The sequence below is a fragment of the Flavobacterium sp. LS1R10 genome, from assembly GCF_003968825.1.
Lineage (GTDB): Bacteria > Bacteroidota > Bacteroidia > Flavobacteriales > Flavobacteriaceae > Flavobacterium.
In genome coordinates, this window is record NZ_RYDH01000006.1 from 12,404 (window position 1) to 30,149 (window position 17,746).

Genomic DNA, 17,746 nt, shown 5'->3' on the forward strand with positions numbered 1-17,746 from the left:
CCTGTGATTATTTATTGTTATTTTTTACAAACCAAAACTGATCTTAAAATAGCTGGTTTTCTACTAATTATTAAATGGAGTTCAGCAAACCTCTTTTTTTATAGGATTCTAAAGCCCTACTAATATACTTTAGAGCAATAGCGATATGATTTTCAACCGTTTTAGGAGTGACGTTTTGGATTTCAGCAATTTCTTTGTATTTTAAACCATCTATTCTACTGAGTTCAAATGCCTGACGTGATTTTTTAGGAATAATATCTAATATTTCACGTATCAAATTAGTTTTCATTTCTTTTTGTTCATTTTCAATAATCTCCTGCTCCCTACTGGGCGAAAATATAGAGTTTATAGTTTTTGTTTCTTCGATTTGTTGGTGAAATGGCTCTGATTTTCGTACTTTTTTTAAACTATTTTTCACAATTACATAGATATAAGATTTAGGGTTTTTAATTGTATCAAGAATATTTCTATTGGTCCACAACTGAATAAAAATATCAGCCACTTTTTCTTCAACAAGGCACGAGTTCGATTCATAACTCATTCCAAAACGGCACAGAGGCGTGTAATACCTTTTAAAGAAAAGTTCCATCGCCTCGTATTGACCGTTCTGAATTTGCTTAAATAAATAATCGTCTGAAAAACAATCACTACTACCCATTTTTGTTGCATTAATTTTCATGGTACTTGGATATCTCGATGTTGTTTTGAATAGTTTTTGTGATGCTTACCTCTGAAATAAACTCCAGAGACGTTATAAATTCATCAATTGTCTGGTTTTTAAAAGCTCCTTTTATATGCTGATTTGCAATGTCAGCATCCTTAATGATAAAATTTACTCCATAGAATTGATTGATTTTTGGGAGTGCATCTTCAAATTTTTCATCATCCAATATAAGTATATTGTCTTTCCAAGCAGCAACCTTATTCACATCAAAATTCCTTTTGATCACTAACTTGGTTTTAGAATTCCATACTAATTCTTCATTTGGCAATAGGTTAATTTCATCCTTACTTTCTTTAAGCAATACGTTTACTTTTCCTTTTGCCAAAGAAACAGTTTGATCAATGGTATTGCTACTGACATTAAATTCTGTTCCTAAAACTTTCACATCAAAACCATTTGTATGTACAACAAAAGGAGAATTAGTATTCTTCGTAACTTTAAAGAAAGCTTCCCCTTGCAACCAGATGGCTCTTTGTGTACTGAAATCACTGGAATATTTTATTTCACTGCCTGAGTTTAAAATAACGGTGCTGCTATCCGGTAACTTAAAAGTTAGCCGCTGCCCATTAAGTGCAATTTTATGATTGATATACCCCGAAGGAGTCATTCCTATGAAATAAAAACTTAGACAAAAAACCATAAGGAAAGCCATAGAAAAAACAACCTTCTTTTTTATGGAAACTTTTACCGATTTTGTCTTTTCTGGTTTATTATATTTTGTGATGATTTCCTCAAACGAAATAGTTCGCATAGGCACTTCACTATTGGGATAATTCATCCAAATGGTTTGAAAATTTTCAAAAACAGCAAGGAGATCATTATCTAAAGAAAGCTCAATTTCAAACACAGATCGCTCTGCTATAGACATTTCGTTGGTAAGATACCGCACACATTTTTTTTCTTTCTGACTAACATTCAACATAAAAAATTCTCTTTACTAATAGGAGTCAAAATAAGAGAAATACCCCTAGTTTTCAATACCATCAAATCGACACGATATCGTTAATGAATTGTTAATCGTCCGGTTTAAATCAGCTTCGAATAGCTGAGCTTGAGAGAACACGCAAAGTCACAGTACTAAAAGAGATATCAAAAAAAAAGCAATAACCTTCATTTATAAAAAAAGATCCATGATTAATACTTTCAAAAGAAACAACGAAAAGATATTTCCCATTGAAAAAAGCCTATAGTATTGCAACTGGGACAATGAATTTATCACCACTGGAAAAGCCAAGTCTTATTAGCGTGGAAAATAGTAAATAAGGGACTTACGTACTATTAGATACATTAAAAAATACTTCCATTTCATAAAACGGAACAACATAATAAATAGGGTTTTAACAGCAAGACATTCATTTAACTTCTTTTTTTATCGGACAATAATGGTTACTTTTATAAAAATTATTCAGGCTAGCCTACCACCAAAAAAAATGAAATGAAATTAACCAACCTGTTTTTCACACTGCTGATCGTATTTACTAATACCAGTTTTAAACCGGTACCCGCGCAAACAATTGTACCAACACCTGTTCAAAAACCTAGGGAATTGTATCAACTCAAAACCTATATTTTCAAGACAGAACAACAAGAACAAACAACTGACAAGTACCTAAAAGAAGCTTATTTGCCGGGATTAAAAAAACTAGGAATCAAAAATATTGGGGTGTTCAAGTTAAAACCAAACGCCACAGATACCTTAAAAAAAATTGTGGTACTGATTCCGTTTTCCACTTTGGAACAATTCCTTGCACTTGACGATAAACTAGCTAAAGACAAAACCTACATAACTGCCGGAGCAGCCTATTTGAATGCGGTTTACAATGAACCTTCATACTTAAGAATAGAATCCGTTTTGTTACAGGCTTTTTCAGACCATCCTTTCCTGACAAAACCCGCTTTGAACAGCACAAGATCCAGTCGTGTATACGAATTGAGAAGCTATGAATCAGCCACAGAAGCAATTTACGCCAACAAAGTAGCCATGTTTAACGGAGGAGGAGAAATAAAACTCTTTGATCGATTAGGTTTTAATCCTGTTTTTTATGGCGAAGTGATCTCTGGTCCCAAAATGCCAAACCTTATGTACCTCACTACTTTCGCAGATCAAACAAGCCGAGAAGCACATTGGAAATCTTTTGTAGATTCGCCGGAATGGAAAGCCCTAATTGCCATGGAAAAATATAAAAATAATATTTCCCACATCGACATCACTTTTTTGTATCCAACTGAATATTCTGATTATTAGTTTTGCTTCTGGAAATCTAGCAAAACCAACTACAGGTAGTTTTCTTTTAATCCTACATAGAAACCAAAAAAAAATAAAATACCTCTCTTATTTTCTGTTGGAATTTGGTTTAATGTTCAGAGGTCTTTCCTTTATGAAAACGGCTATGGAAACTCAGGTACAAGACCTAAAAACGGTTAATGAGCCTTAAATTTATATCAAAAATTTAATGCCATATTTTTTTGATTTTATACTAACTTTCCTTTTTTTAATTTTGAACTTTGTTTACTTATTCCATTTGTACTTGAAATTGCAATTCTGATTTAAATTGGTTATTTTTAGCCACAAAATAAAACCACTTTTGAAAAAATATTTAAAGAAAAGTTTAAAAATTTTCCTTTGGATAATAGGATCCCTAATTCTATTGTTCTTAGTCTTGGTTGTGGCCATCCAAACTCCGTCTGTTCAAAATTATGTCAAAGAAAAAGCAGTAACCTATCTGGAAGGAAAAATCAAAACTAAAGTTACTATTGACCGAATAGAAATTGGATTTCCAAAAAAAATAATGCTGCAAGGTGTTTATTTTGAAGATCAAAAAAAAGACACCCTTTTTGCTGGAGAAAAACTAGCTGTAGATATTAGTCTTTTTCAATTGATGAATAATAAAGTCGAAATTAATTCCGTTCAGCTCGAAGGCATCACCACTAATTTGAGTCGAGATTCAAAAGCAGTTTTTAATTTTGATTATATCCTGAATGCATTTGCCTCGTCAGAGGAACAAAAGAGCGATTCGCCACCCATGCAATTCTCTGTATCCGAAATTAAGCTCGACCGAATCCAGTTAACGTATTCCGATGCGATTACCAAAAATTATCTATCTACCAATCTAAATCACTTTGAAACGAAAATTAAAACTTTCGATTTAGAACAAATGAATTTCGAAATTCCAAAGGCTAAAATCAATGGACTACACTTTAAATTAAAGCAAGGTTTGGTTCAGAAATCCGCTGCTAAAGAAGTTCCCACAGGAAATACACCGGAACCCGTTTTCAAATTAAAACTAGGAGAAATTGATTTTGCAAAAATTGATTTTGATTACCAAAGTGAGGGAACAAAGTTATCTACTGCTTTTTATTTGAAAAAACTAGTAGCTAAAATTGACCGGTTGGATATCAATAACAAATTTGCACTCCTTGAAAGTATTGAATTATCGGGTCTAAAAGGAGCTTTGGCTTTTGGTAAATCAGAACCCGTTAAAACTAAAAAAAATCCTGCTTCGGAAGAAGGCAATAACTGGCAAATCAAAATCAAGAATACGGAAATCAAGCGAGTAGATTTTAGGTATGACAACAACAATGTTGCGGCTGTTGCCAAAGGCATGGATTACAACCATTTGCATCTTACTAACTTAAACCTGCAAATTGATGCCATAAATTACGGCTCAACTAACATATCCGGAGTAGTAAATTCCTTAATCGTTAAAGATCATAGTGGTTTGAATATCCAATCCTTCAACGCAGAATTTTACTATGGCAAAAAGAATGCGTTTCTCAAAAAACTGTATTTAAAAACACCGCAGACAGAATTGAGAAATGAAATCAGAATTGGATATCCATCTCTTGCCGCTTTGGCTGATACTCCGGGAGAATTGGGTCTGATTGCTTACTTGAAAAAAAGCAAATTGGGTGTCAAAGATGTGCTGCTCTTTGTACCAACTTTAGCAAATACAGACCCATTTAAGAGTAATCCCAATGCCATCTTGCTAATCAACGGTGACATAACCGGAAAATTGAGTGCTATCACATTCCCATCTATGGAGATTAGCGGCATTGGTACTACAAAAGTAGCAGCAAGCGGCAGCATAGTAGGTTTGCCAGATGTAAATAAAGCCTATTTTGACTTGAATATCAAAAACTTACAATCAGGATCCAAAGATTTTATTGGTTTTTTACCCAAAGGAACAATCCCAAATTCGATCCAGTTGCCTCCGCAGTTCAATGCCAAAGGAACGTTTAAAGGAACCATTGCTAATTTCAATACGAACCTGAATCTGTCAAGTAGTTTTGGTACCGCCAAGATTAAAGCGGCGTTGAATCAAAACAGAAAAAATTACGAGAAATATGATGTTCAAACCGAGTTTACAAATTTTGATTTGGGACGCTTTATCAAAAATGATTCTATTGGAAAAATCACTCTGAAAGCAACCCTAAAAGGAACTGGATTTGATCCAAAAACAGCCAATGCCTCTTTGAATGGCAACATTCTAAAAGCAAATTACAACAAATACACCTATCAAAATTTAAGCTTAAAAGGAAACGTTCGCAACGGAAATTTCAATGCTACTGCCTACGCAAAAGATCCTAATTTAACGTTTGATTTAGTGAGTAACGGAAGCTTTAGAGACAAATATCCTACCGGAAAATTAAAACTGAATGTGGATATTGCTGATTTAGAAAAACTAAATCTCCATGCAGGACCACTAAAAATAAGAGGCGTTGTAGATGCTGACATTCAATCCGCAAATTTAGATTATCTCAACGGAAGTGTAAGTGCAAACCGCATAAGCATCACTAATGCAACAGAACAATTTGAGATAGACTCGATCACTCTTGTTGCAATATCTACTGCTCAAAAGAATACATTATTGCTGAGTTCCTCGCTTGCAAATGCAGAAATAAAAGGAAAATACACGCTGTCTAAAGTTGCTACAGCATTAACAAACTCGATTGCTAAATATTATGACAAGAATCCTACTGCTAAAAAAACAGTGGTAGGAAAGCAACAATTTGCTTTTCAAATTGGTATCAAAGACAGTCCTCTTTTAATAAAATTAATTCCTAGCATAAAAAGTTTGGAACCCATTAGCATCAGCGGAAGATACAACTCTGTCAACGACTCAATTGTTCTTAATGGCGCTGTTCCAAAATTAATTTATGGAGAAAACACGATAACCAATGTAATTTTCAAACTAGACACACAAGCAAATGCACTTGTTTACAGCTTAATTATAGACGACATTCAAAACAAACAAATTCAGCTCCCACATACGAGTATTACAGGTAAAGTAGCGCAAAACATCCTGGATTACACCTTACAGCTGAAGGATGCAAAAGACGCAGAACGATATGGCATAAGCGGAACACTAAAAGCGGCAAACGGAAATAACGAAGTTCGTCTTGACCCCGCTAAACTACTGCTGAATTATGAATCTTGGACAATAGCGGATGCTAATTTGATTCGGTTTGGCAAAAAAGGAATTTACGCAGATAATTTCGAATTAAACAAGAACGGCAGCACCATTCGCATTCAATCACATTCTGAAACTCCTAATGCGCCGATCACTATTGATTTCAAAGATTTTGACATTAAAACGATTACGAGTTTTGTGGAGAAAAAGGATTTACAACTGAGTGGTAAGATCAATGGAAACGCAGTGGTGAAAAACACAACCACATCGCCCATTTTTACTTCGGATTTAAATATTGAAAATTTTACGTTCAAAAAAGATACCATTGGAACTATCAGTATAAAAGTAAATAATGCCATTTCCAACCAATACGATGCTGTTGTTGCTATTACAGGTCAGGGAAACCAAGTCAAATTAGAAGGAAACTATAAAATAAACAACAGTAGTTTTGATATGAATCTGGATATTGAAAAGCTGAATTTAAAAAGCATTCAAGGTTTTACGTTAAGTAATATTACTGAAAGCACCGGTTTTTTGAATGGGAATTTTAAAATCACTGGGAATACCAGCCAGCCCAAAGTAATTGGAGAATTACAATTCAATGAAATTGGTTTCAAAGCCACGCCGCTCAATTCTAAATTTAAGTCGTTAAATGATAAAATTATCTTTACTGAAAACGCTATTGTTTTTGACAATTTCATTATCAATGATGAGAGAGACAATGATTTAGCCATCAACGGAAAAATTGACAGTGCCAATTTTAGTAATTTTGGGTTCGATTTAGCCCTGGATGCGGATAACTTCAAAGCGGTCAATTCTAAAGCGAAAGACAATGATTTGTATTATGGAGAGCTGTACTTAGACAACCATTTAAAAATAACAGGAAATTTAGACAATCCTATTGTCGAAGGAACCATACGTATTAATAAAGAGACTAAATTCACTATTGTTTTGCCCCAATCAGATCCTTCAATAGCTGATAGGGAAGGAATTGTAGAATTTATTGACCAAGACAATCCAAAATTAATGGAGACCATTGTTCTGGAAGAATTCAGCAGTGAATCCACTATAAAAGGGGTTAACGCATCCGTAAACATTGAGGTAAACAAAGAAGCTGAATTATCAATGGTAATTGACAAAGCCAACGGGGATTTCTTGAAATTAAAAGGCGAAGCGCAATTAAACGGAGGAATTGATCCTTCAGGAAAAACAACGCTGACCGGACGCTATGAATTGTCCGAAGGGAGTTATGAAATGAACTTTAACGCCATCAAAAGGAAATTTGACATCAAAAAAGGCAGCTACATTCTATGGACAGGAGAGCCCACAACTGCTGATATTAATATAACTGCAATTTATAAAACAGAAGCGGCTCCCATTGATTTAGTCAATGACCAATTAGGAAGTGTTACCACCGAAGTGAGAAATACCTACAAACAAAAAATCCCTTTTGAAACCGCATTAAAAATGAATGGTGCTTTGCTCAAACCCACTATTTCATTTGATATAGTTTTGCCGGAGGGGAACAATAGTGTTTCAACAGAGATTATAAATACCACTCAGGCTAAACTGACCCAATTGCGTCAGCAACCTGATGAGCTGAACAAACAGGTTTTTGCCTTACTGCTCTTGAATCGTTTTATTGGAGAAAACCCATTTGCCAGTCAATCCGGCGGAGCAACCGTTTCCTCACTGGCCAGAGAAAGTGCCAGTAAAATTTTATCCCAACAACTGAACAACCTCGCCGGTGATTTAATTCAAGGAGTAGAGCTGAATTTTGATCTGAATACGTCCGATGATTATACTACCGGGCAACGCGAGAACAAAACAGATCTGAATGTAGGCATTTCAAAAAAATTGCTGAACGACCGATTGAAAGTTACTGTTGGCAGCAGCTTTGGGATTGAAGGGCCCCAGCAAGCCAATCAAAATACCAATAATATTGCCGGCAATGTTTCCTTAGATTATCAACTCTCAAGAGATGGAAGGTATAAAATGAGAGCCTACCGCATAAACAAATACCAAGTGGCGCTGCAAGGGGAAGTCGTCGAGACTGGAATTGCCTTTATAATCACTTTAGATTATAATAAATTCAAAGAATTATTTACAAAAAGTGAAGCGAAGAAAGCAAAGTAAAAAAAATAAATAAAAGTTTTTTTACCATTAAGAAATTAGACCAATTAATTTTCCTTAATAAAAACCTAATCTCTTAGTGGTTTAATTTTTTTTAATAAATAATAAAATTAATGAATAATAACCATTTAGTATCTTTTCTTTTCTTTGCAATGTTGGCTTCATCGTGCAGCAACACTCGCTTTTTGCCAGAAGGAGAGCTGCTGTATACCGGTGCTAAAGTAACCGTAGAAGGAAAAGAAACCTCTAAAAAAGAAAACAAAGCATTAAAAACCGCTCTTGGAGAAGTGGTAAGACCAAAACCCAATTCCTCGATTTTAGGATTGAGGCCTAAGCTATACATTTATAACTTGGCTGGGACGCCAAAGAAAGAAAAAGGATGGCGCTACTGGTTAAAAACTAAAGTAGGCGAAGCCCCTGTTTTATACAGTCAAGTAGACTTAGAATACAACAAAAACGTTTTACAAAATTTCACAGAAAACAATGGCTATTTCAATACAAAAACAGCGGCTGATTCAACACGACACGGAAAAAAAGCAACTGCAGAATATCTTGTAAAACCCGCAAAACAATACAAAATCAGAGCCGTCAAATTCCCTGTAGACTCCGCAGTGATTTCGATTGCTGTTCGCAATACCAGACTTAGAAGTTTGTTAAAAAAAGAAGAAGGATACAGCCTAAATACCATCAAAGAAGAAAGAATCAGAATCGATTCTAGGCTAAAAGAAAAAGGATTCTTTTATTTTAATCCTGATTATTTAAAAATACAAGTAGACTCAACGGTTGCAGATCATCAGGTCGATCTTATTGTAAAGATAAAAGAGGAAGCTCCGAAACTAGCCGAAACTCCGTACAAAATTAATAAAATTATTGTATATCCAAACTATTCTATTAGTTCTGACAGTTTAAAAATCAGTATCGATACCATTACAAAATATAATGATTTAACCATTATAGATCCAGAAAATTTATTCAAACCAAGGATTTTTGATCGGGCTTTATATTTTAAAAAAGGGGATCTATACAACCGTAGCGATCATAATTTATCATTGAACCGATTGGTAAACCTAGGTACTTTCAAATTTGTGAAAAATCAGTTTAAAGTTTCTGATACACTCGGAAATTATTTAGATGCCTATTATTACCTGACGCCATTGCCTAAAAAATCGCTTCGGATGGAATTATTGGCCAAAACAAATTCTGCTAATTACACCGGAACCGAACTCAATTTAAACTGGAGCAATCGCAATGCGTTCCGGGGTGCTGAATTATTAACAATCTCAGCTTTTGGGGGTGTAGAAGTGCAAGTTTCGGGACAAAATAATGGTTTCAATGTGTACAGAGTTGGTACCGAAGCTAATTTAATTTGGCCCCGATTTGTATCCCCTTTTAAGCTAAACCCGTCAAGTGGTTTTGTTCCAAAGACAAAAGCAACATTGGGATATGAATTTCAAAACAGAACCAATTTATATTCCCTACAAACATTCAAAGGTTCTTTTGGTTATTTATGGAAAGAAAACGAACGAAAAGAACACCTTTTAAATGTTACCGAAATCACATACGCCAGTCCGCAAAACATAACTAATTTGTACCATGAACAAATTGCAAACAACCCTTCTCTGGAGAAAGTGGTTGAGAAGCAATTACTATTTGGACCATCCTATTCCTATACGTACACTAATACTTTACAAACGAGAAAGAAAAACACTTTTTACTACAAAGCTAGCCTTGATCTGGTGGGAAATATAGCAGGATTAGTTTCAGGAGCAAATATTCGAAAAGGAGATACTATCAAATTATTTGATGTTCCGTTTAGTCAATTTATCAAAATAGAGCAAGATTTCAGACATTATTTAAAATTAGGAAAAGAGTCTCAATTAGCCAGCAGAATCATTGCAGGAGCCGGATTTACGTATGGAAATTCAAATGAAATGCCTTTTATCAAGCAGTTTTTCATTGGTGGGACCAATAGTTTGCGAGCCTTTAGAGCCCGTTCCTTGGGACCTGGAAGTTTTGATGGAGCTGCAGCTAACACCGGCACTTTTTTAGCAGATCAATCCGGTGATTTAAAACTAGAGTTTAATACCGAATACCGAACTAAAATATATGGACTGGTAAAAGGAGCTTTGTTTCTAGATGCCGGAAATATTTGGTTACTGAATGAAAATCCGGATAAACCGGGAGCAAAATTTTCCAAAAAATTCCTGAATGAACTGGCCGTTGGAGTTGGAGCCGGATTACGCTTTGATTTCTCTTTTCTGATTCTGAGAACAGATCTTGCTTTCCCGTTACGCAAACCGTATTTACCAAATGGAGATCGCTGGGTTTTAGATCAAATCAGTCTGGGAAATAGTGCCTGGAGAAAAGAAAATTTAGTTTTCAATCTCGCAATTGGTTATCCTTTTTAGAAAAACAATGAAACAAAAAAAGAGCTCGATACCTCGTGCTCTTTTTATGTAACCTATCTTGTACACTCTTTAATTGACTAAGAACAATGCATTGCTGAACAATAGATTTCCATTTTCCCAAAAACCTCTGAATAATGGATTATCTACCATATAAATTACAGATCCATCGCCTTTTTTATCAACTGCAAAGCTCACGGTATTGTTCAGTTTCTTTTTGATTTCATTACCTACAAAACCATAACTCTTATAATCTTTAGGAACATAAGCAACATTTATGGCTTTTTTCAATAGTGAATAATGTCTGTCATCCGTTTTTAGACTGAAATATGTATCGCCTAAACCAAAAGACATGGGATGTGTTTTATTCAATAGGTTTTCAATTATGGCTCCGGGAATCGATTTAGAAATATACCTGCGTTCTGAATCCTGAAAATCTAAGAAGCGTTCTTTTAGTTCCTCTTCTTCAGCGGCTTTCTCAGAGCTTAATTTGTCTTCTTCAGTTGCAAAAGGACTTAACGCATATCCTTCTTTTGCTTCAAAAAGGGTAAGCGCACTATTCATTGCAATCACTTTTCCACCGTTTTTAATCCATTCGCCAATTTTCTTTTGTTGGTCATCTGAAAAATCATAATATCCGTCTGCTAAAATCAGTGTGTTGTAGTTAAAAAGATTAAATCTATTGAAATTATTTACTTCAACCACACTCACCGGATATGCAATAGTTTCTTGCATATAATACCAAGCGGCACCAAACTCTGTAGAGCCCACCCCTTTTCCGGATAATAAAACTACTTTAGGCGCTTTCAATAAATTAAAATTTTCGCCGCCTACATCTTTAGAATTAGACGAAAAACCTGTAAGTATGTAATTATAATCGGTTTTTATTTTTACGAGTTCACTAATCGTTTTTTCAAAATCAACCACTTTGGGATTATCCGCTTTGGTCACTAACAGTCCACCCGGCTCTACAATCACATCTCCAAAAATGGCTTTTTTCATCGCAGACCTCACTTTGATATTATTTTGGTGCAACAAAGACAACACCTGAGCTGAAATTCTGTTATTCCAAGGAATATGAAACGCATAAGCATTTTTAGGAACGATCTTTTCTTTCACTTCAATAGTTGCTTTAGTCTTTATGTCCAGACTATTTTTTAACGCATAACCTTCAACACCGTACGCCAAGGGCAAAGCCCAAGAGGTAATATCATACGATAAACTGTCATTCAACTTTTGGTCCGGTTCAAAAAGCACTTGTGCTAAAACAGCTTTTTGTTGATCTACTTTTACAATTAAATCATTGGGTTCAATAGTAAAACCTTTATCTGTTTTTGTATTGTAATTGAATCCGGATACTTTTTGACTGGCATCAGCGTAACTGAATTCTACATTATTTTTTTTCAATAAATCCGCCATTTGAACCAACTTCGGATTATTTTTCATCACATACATTTTATAATTTCCCTTCACTGTTTTTCGGGAATTATTCATAAAACCTCTGAAACCTTTCAGCAAAACATCCGCTTGTGCGGCGGCTGATTCTACCACCGTCAGGACTGCCGTAGCGTGATGTGTCAATCGGTCTTGTATCGTCAAGGTGATTCCGTTGCCCATAGTAACGGCTCTCCCCGCACCTATTCCACCTTGTTCCATCGTCATACCAACCGCGCCATTGTATGTAGGATACGTATCCCCATAACTTGGATAAAACAAATCAAAACGTTCACCGGTGTTATACATCCAGTTTTGAGCATCAAATTTTTTAGAAATATTTTTACCTAAAGTGTAGTGAAAATCTTTCTGGTATTTCTCAATATATTCGTGCAAAGGTTCCGCTGAGGGTGGAAAAAAATATGGAGAATCGTATCCCATTTCATGCACATCTGTATGAACTTGTGGCATCCATTGGTTGTACAGCGCAATACGCTGTTGGGTTTCCGGTTGTGTTTGCCACGCCCAGTCTCTGTTTAAATCAAATATATAATGGTTGTATCTACCGCCCGGCCACACTTCCATGTGCTCTCTGTCTGACAATTCCGGATGCGTTTTTTTACCTGAAATTTCTCTTAACCAATTTCCGTATCTGGAATATCCATCGGGATTGATGCATGGATCCAGTATTACAATGGTATTCTCTAACCACTTTTTAGTATCGGCATTCGAAGGATTTACTAATTCGTACGCCACGGTCATAGCACTTTCGGTTCCGGCAAATTCATTTCCGTGCACATTAAAACTCAACCAAACAATTAATTTATCGCCAATCATTTGTGATTTATTTTCGGATAAACCAATGGCTGCCAAATTGTTATTCCTAATTTGTTCCAAATTAGCCAAATTCTCCGGGCTCGATATAAAGTATACATTCAAATCCCTTTGTTCCGGCGTTACACCATATTTCTGGTGTTTGATAAAAGTAGACTTTTCCGTAAGATGCTTAAAATAATTTTCAGTCTGATGGTAATAGGTTATTTGTTTTCCGTAATTGGGTATAAATTCAGAAGGACTTTGCACTTGCGAATGAACACTCAGCACCAAAGTTAGCAGTAGATAAAAAGAAAAAATAATCTTTTTCATATTGTTTTGGGTTAGTTAAGCTTCAAAAATAGCCATTTACAAAGTATTGCACAAGCTAAATTTTGGATTAAAGAAATATTGATTTTAACAAAGTATTAGTTTTGCTAAATCCTTTTTTTTGAAGAATACTAACAATACAGCAATATTAATTATTAAAAAAACAATATTATTCTATTTTCAATTCGTATCCTTGCTACATTCTATTATATTTGCAGGTAACAAAAATTTACACTTAACATGGAAGAATGTATCTCCGTTTTTGATATGCTAAAAATTGGTGTTGGACCTTCGAGTTCACACACACTTGGGCCTTGGAGAGCTGCCGAACGCTTTCTTAGTGAATTGCGAAACGAAAATTTACTTCATGCGGTCAACAGGGTGAAAATAGATTTATACGGTTCCCTTTCCTTAACTGGCAAAGGACACGCCACGGATTTAGCCGTAATGCTGGGTTTGAGCGGACAAGATCCAGAATACATTCCCATAGAAAATATTGATGCAATTATCAAATCCATTGAATCAAAAAACAAAATCAACTTAGGAAACGAAAAGCCAATTGCTTTTTATTTCCTCCAAGACATCGTTTTTAATAAAAACTTCCTTCCCTTTCATGCCAATGGAATGACTTTCACAGCCTATATGACTGATGATCGTCAATACGTTTCTACCTTTTATTCTATTGGTGGCGGATTTGTAGTAAAAGAAGAACGCATCAACGCTAAAAAGAAAATTAAAATAAAATGTGCTTTTCCATATCCAATTGAGAAAGCGGCAGAACTACTGGATTATTGCATAAAAGAAAACAAATCGATATCGGAAATCATTTATGAAAACGAAAAATCAATGCGTTCCGAAGCCGTTATCGATCAGGAACTAATACGCATTTGGCACACGATGCTCGAATGCATGTACATTGGTTGTCATTCCGAAGGGATTCTTCCCGGCGGACTAAACGTGCGTCGCCGTGCTTTTGACATGCACCAAAAACTAATTGGTTTATCCAATTATAATTCCCCTCAAACCTGGCTTGAGGAGATCAGAAAAACAGAAGTGAAATTCCGCCAAATCCTGAAATGGGTTTCCTGTTTTGCCCTTGCGGTAAATGAAGTAAATGCCGCTTTAGGACGCGTGGTCACTGCTCCAACAAATGGAAGTGCAGGCGTAATTCCGGCCGTTTTAATGTATTATTTAGTGATTGAAAACCACAATGCAGGAGAAAAAGAAATCAAACAATTCCTGATGGTTGCCGGTGAAGTAGGCAGTATTTTCAAGAAAGGTTCTACCATTTCTGCGGCAATGGGCGGTTGTCAGGCCGAAATAGGCGTTTCATCTTCCATGGCTGCTGCCGCTTTATGCGAATTGATGGGCGGAACTCCTGCACAGGTTTTAATGGCTGCCGAAATTGCCATGGAACATCACTTGGGGTTGACCTGTGATCCTATTGGCGGTTTGGTTCAGATTCCCTGCATCGAAAGAAATACTATGGGTGCCATAAAAGCCATTAATGCCGCTGAGTTAGCCCTGGAAACCGATCCGAAAAATGCCAAAGTCCCTTTAGACAAAGTCGTGGACACGATGTGGCAAACCGCCAAAGACATGAACAACAAGTACAAAGAAACCTCCGAAGGCGGATTAGCCATCACCGTGAATATGTCAGATTGTTAATTTACGTATTAAACAAAAAAACAATGAAAATCAATTGGGTAATAGTTGGACTTGTACTCTTCTTCGGAATTGCTTTGATAGTATTTCTCATCAGAAAAAATCAAAAAGACAAAAAGAAATACAAACAGTTCTTGAATAAAGATTTCAAAAAAACAACTGAAGAAGATTCTGACTGGAATGATGATACGCATTGATGAATATTTTAATCATTTTAGAAAAATTTAGAAATAAAATCCAATAACGTATTATTAAAAACAAAAACTGCTTGCAAACAGATCCGTAAAACGGATACAACCAAAGGAAATTTCACTAGTACCATATTTTCTCTTTTAAACTTAAAATAATCCAGAAAAGCACCCTTTAAACACTTGGCAGATGGCGACTCGCTTAAATTATAATCGACTTTAACGAAAATTTACAACTATTAAGCAAGAAAATAGTGTAATTATGCAAAATGATTAAACAAATTCGACATACTCTTTTAACTCGATATTTTTGGGGTTTCATGTCGTTATACCTGCTGAACTGCTTTGTTGATTCCCCGGATGCGCAACCAAATTATTTACCTGAGGATCTGACCCACAATGATCTGGAAAGCATTATTGAAATAGTCGTTGAAAAAATATTAGGATTCGAAAATGCCATACCTGAATACGATGATAATGATACCAATCAAGATTTTGCTGCAAAAAGTGCTTTTTTTATAGATTTTTTTGTAGTACCAAACAGTGCAATTAGTCTTTATAAAAAATATTTATATTTAAAAAAGGGGAAATTAGCTGAACAAAATTCGATTCCTCCGACCCCGTATTTTGAAATACACACGCCTCCCCCTAACATTTAATTTGTTATTTAGATCATTAATCCCTGCCTTATTTTCTCATGAAAACTAGGGTTGCAATTCGTATACTAAAACATAAAACAAATTAAAATGGCTCTTCAATATTTAAAAACAGCGGTATTTACTCTGCTATTAACGGTACTTACGGGTACACATTCTCAAGCACAAACAGAAAAAAACCAACAAAATACGATCAAAGACAGTCTTTACATTCAAGAAGTTGAAGGCAAAAAAAAACGTCCAAAAGTGTTACATGCTGAACCTCTGTACATCGATCTCATTAGAGATTTGGGAGCCCGAAAAGGAGAAAAAGAATGGAATTTAGGTCTCGGTTTGACAGACAATATCACTCATGATGAATATACTGCACTGCTAGAATATGAATGGGCTCCAATTGATCGATTAGGACTTGAAGTAGAATTGCCTTTTTCAATTTATTACCCTACTTCCGTCAACGGAAATTCGCCGGGAAGTAACCTGAATAGTATAAAACTAGCGGCACAATATACCTTTTTTGTTTCAGAAAAAAAGAAAATATCAATGGCTGTTGGCTATATTCACGAATTTCTATTACCCAATTTTAACAACTACAGCAATAGTACTTTAATAACCGGAAATGGATATAATCCGTTCTTGGTGATTGCTAAACGCTGGGGACAAAATTTTCATACCCTTTTATACACCGGGCCACAATTTACGCACCACTTTTCAGATAATACAACACAGACGAACTGGCAGATTAATTCAAATATCCATTACATGATCCCCGGAACGCGAAATTTTATTGGACTGGAGTTTAACAAAGAAATTAATAATGCTGATTTTGATATGACAATCCGACCTCAAATGAGAGTAGAAATTACAGATAATTTACTAATAGGCATAGTAACCGGAATTCCTATAAATAGAGAAAACCAGCGGTTTAGCTCCTTTTTACGACTCATTTATGAACCTTCGTCGCATTAAAAAAACAGTGTTTTTTTGATGCAAGTTAGTAGGATCCAATACTAAAACCTTAAAATAAAGCGACCTTTCTTTAATTAATATTACCACTAGACTAGCCGGATTTTTTTAAACACAATCCGGTTAATCAGTGATAATTAGCGGGATAGTGTCAAGAGTCTTTTTTTGCAGCTGTTGTAAAACTCTCTCTTAATACAACAACGCACAAAAATGAAATCCTATTTGTTTTCATAGGATTAAATTATATATTTACGTTCGTAAAGAACCTTAAAATTCTTGAAAGCACATGTTTTTAGCTGATTTTACGCCATAAAAACGAAAAACATAATATTCTAAAAAACAGGCCTGATATGAAATGGACAATATCCTTTTATCTTATACTAGCACTAAATTTGATAGGTTATAGTCAAAATAATGATGAATCTGAGAGCATCAAAAAACTACTTGAAAAAGAGTCTGCCACATGGAGAGCTGGCGACAGCAAGGGACATACAGACTGCTGGTACATTCAGCCCTACAGCCGAATATTAATTTCAACTGGAGACGGAACCGTACTCGACATTCCACCTACGGCTATGATTAATACAAATCCGGAAGCAATGGGTAACGGTGGCTATTCTGTAAATACAAATTACAAAATGAGTATTCAGAAGGACAACGCCTGGGTAAGCCACAACGAAGAGTCAACGGCCAAAGATGGTAAAAAAACGTTCTCGTATGAAATTCGGTTATTAGAAAAAATTGATGGACACTGGAAATTAGTGGGGCAATCCATTCATATTTCTAAACAAACAGGTGAATAACTTGTAATTGAACTGCAGCTTACACTTTTTTTTTAATTAACACTCGGCAACTGTCTATTAATCACAAAAGACAAATACATCAACATTAATCAAGGTTCTGAATCTGCATTATGCTTTTTTAAAGCGCGCTTAATCATGGAAAAACATGCAGAAAAGCCATAGATTTCATTATAAATATCCAAAACTAGGTGCGTAAATACGTTAATACTACTGAAGAAACT

Annotated in this window: 11 protein-coding genes; 8 read left to right on the top strand and 3 right to left on the bottom strand. The window is 35.2% G+C overall.

The features are described from left to right. Window positions 1-70: 70 nt before the first annotated feature. A complete protein-coding gene (locus tag EKL96_RS11050; RefSeq protein ID WP_126462192.1) occupies window positions 71-679 on the bottom strand; it encodes a sigma-70 family RNA polymerase sigma factor in 609 nt (202 codons plus the stop codon). Then, complete coding sequence (locus EKL96_RS11055) at window positions 669-1,646, bottom strand: FecR family protein (RefSeq protein WP_233579298.1); 978 nt, start codon at window positions 1,644-1,646, stop codon at window positions 669-671. Before EKL96_RS11055 ends, EKL96_RS11050 begins: the two co-directional genes overlap by 11 nt. Before the next feature lie 513 nt (window positions 1,647-2,159). On the opposite strand from EKL96_RS11055, the gene EKL96_RS11060 reads away from it, so the two are divergent. The 3 genes from EKL96_RS11060 to EKL96_RS11070 all read left to right on the top strand — a co-directional run bounded on the left by EKL96_RS11060 (window position 2,160) and on the right by EKL96_RS11070 (window position 10,676). Next, entirely contained in the window at window positions 2,160-2,969 is an 810-nt protein-coding gene (locus EKL96_RS11060; RefSeq protein ID WP_126462195.1) for an NIPSNAP family protein, read from the top strand. A 340-nt stretch (window positions 2,970-3,309) separates the two neighbouring features. After that, window positions 3,310-8,271, top strand: a complete 4,962-nt coding sequence (locus EKL96_RS11065; protein WP_126462198.1) for a translocation/assembly module TamB domain-containing protein — start codon at window positions 3,310-3,312, stop codon at window positions 8,269-8,271. Window positions 8,272-8,381: 110 nt separating this feature from the next. Further along, complete coding sequence (locus EKL96_RS11070) at window positions 8,382-10,676, top strand: BamA/TamA family outer membrane protein (RefSeq protein ID WP_126462201.1); 2,295 nt, start codon at window positions 8,382-8,384, stop codon at window positions 10,674-10,676. Window positions 10,677-10,745: 69 nt separating this feature from the next. Here EKL96_RS11070 and EKL96_RS11075 read toward each other — a convergent pair whose 3' ends face one another. Continuing rightward, on the bottom strand, window positions 10,746-13,253 hold the full coding sequence (locus EKL96_RS11075; protein ID WP_126462204.1) for a M14 family zinc carboxypeptidase: 2,508 nt from the start codon (window positions 13,251-13,253) through the stop codon (window positions 10,746-10,748). A 237-nt stretch (window positions 13,254-13,490) separates the two neighbouring features. Between EKL96_RS11075 and EKL96_RS11080 the strand changes: the two genes are divergently transcribed. The 5 genes from EKL96_RS11080 to EKL96_RS11095 all read left to right on the top strand — a co-directional run bounded on the left by EKL96_RS11080 (window position 13,491) and on the right by EKL96_RS11095 (window position 17,525). After that, the gene (locus tag EKL96_RS11080; RefSeq protein WP_126462207.1) at window positions 13,491-14,918 is read left to right on the top strand and encodes an L-serine ammonia-lyase; all 1,428 of its coding nucleotides are present in this window, start codon (window positions 13,491-13,493) and stop codon (window positions 14,916-14,918) included. Between the two features lie 23 nt (window positions 14,919-14,941). Continuing rightward, window positions 14,942-15,112: a hypothetical protein gene (locus EKL96_RS14315; protein WP_197037241.1), complete on the top strand. Its 171-nt coding sequence runs from the start codon at window positions 14,942-14,944 to the stop codon at window positions 15,110-15,112. A 260-nt stretch (window positions 15,113-15,372) separates the two neighbouring features. Next, window positions 15,373-15,762, top strand: a complete 390-nt coding sequence (locus EKL96_RS11085; RefSeq protein ID WP_126462210.1) for a hypothetical protein — start codon at window positions 15,373-15,375, stop codon at window positions 15,760-15,762. Window positions 15,763-15,849: 87 nt separating this feature from the next. After that, window positions 15,850-16,725 (top strand): HAEPLYID family protein, encoded by an 876-nt coding sequence (locus EKL96_RS11090; RefSeq protein WP_126462213.1) that lies wholly within the window; start codon window positions 15,850-15,852, stop codon window positions 16,723-16,725. A 347-nt stretch (window positions 16,726-17,072) separates the two neighbouring features. After that, window positions 17,073-17,525: an endo-arabinase gene (locus EKL96_RS11095; RefSeq protein WP_126462215.1), complete on the top strand. Its 453-nt coding sequence runs from the start codon at window positions 17,073-17,075 to the stop codon at window positions 17,523-17,525. The last annotated feature ends 221 nt before the right edge of the window (window positions 17,526-17,746 follow it).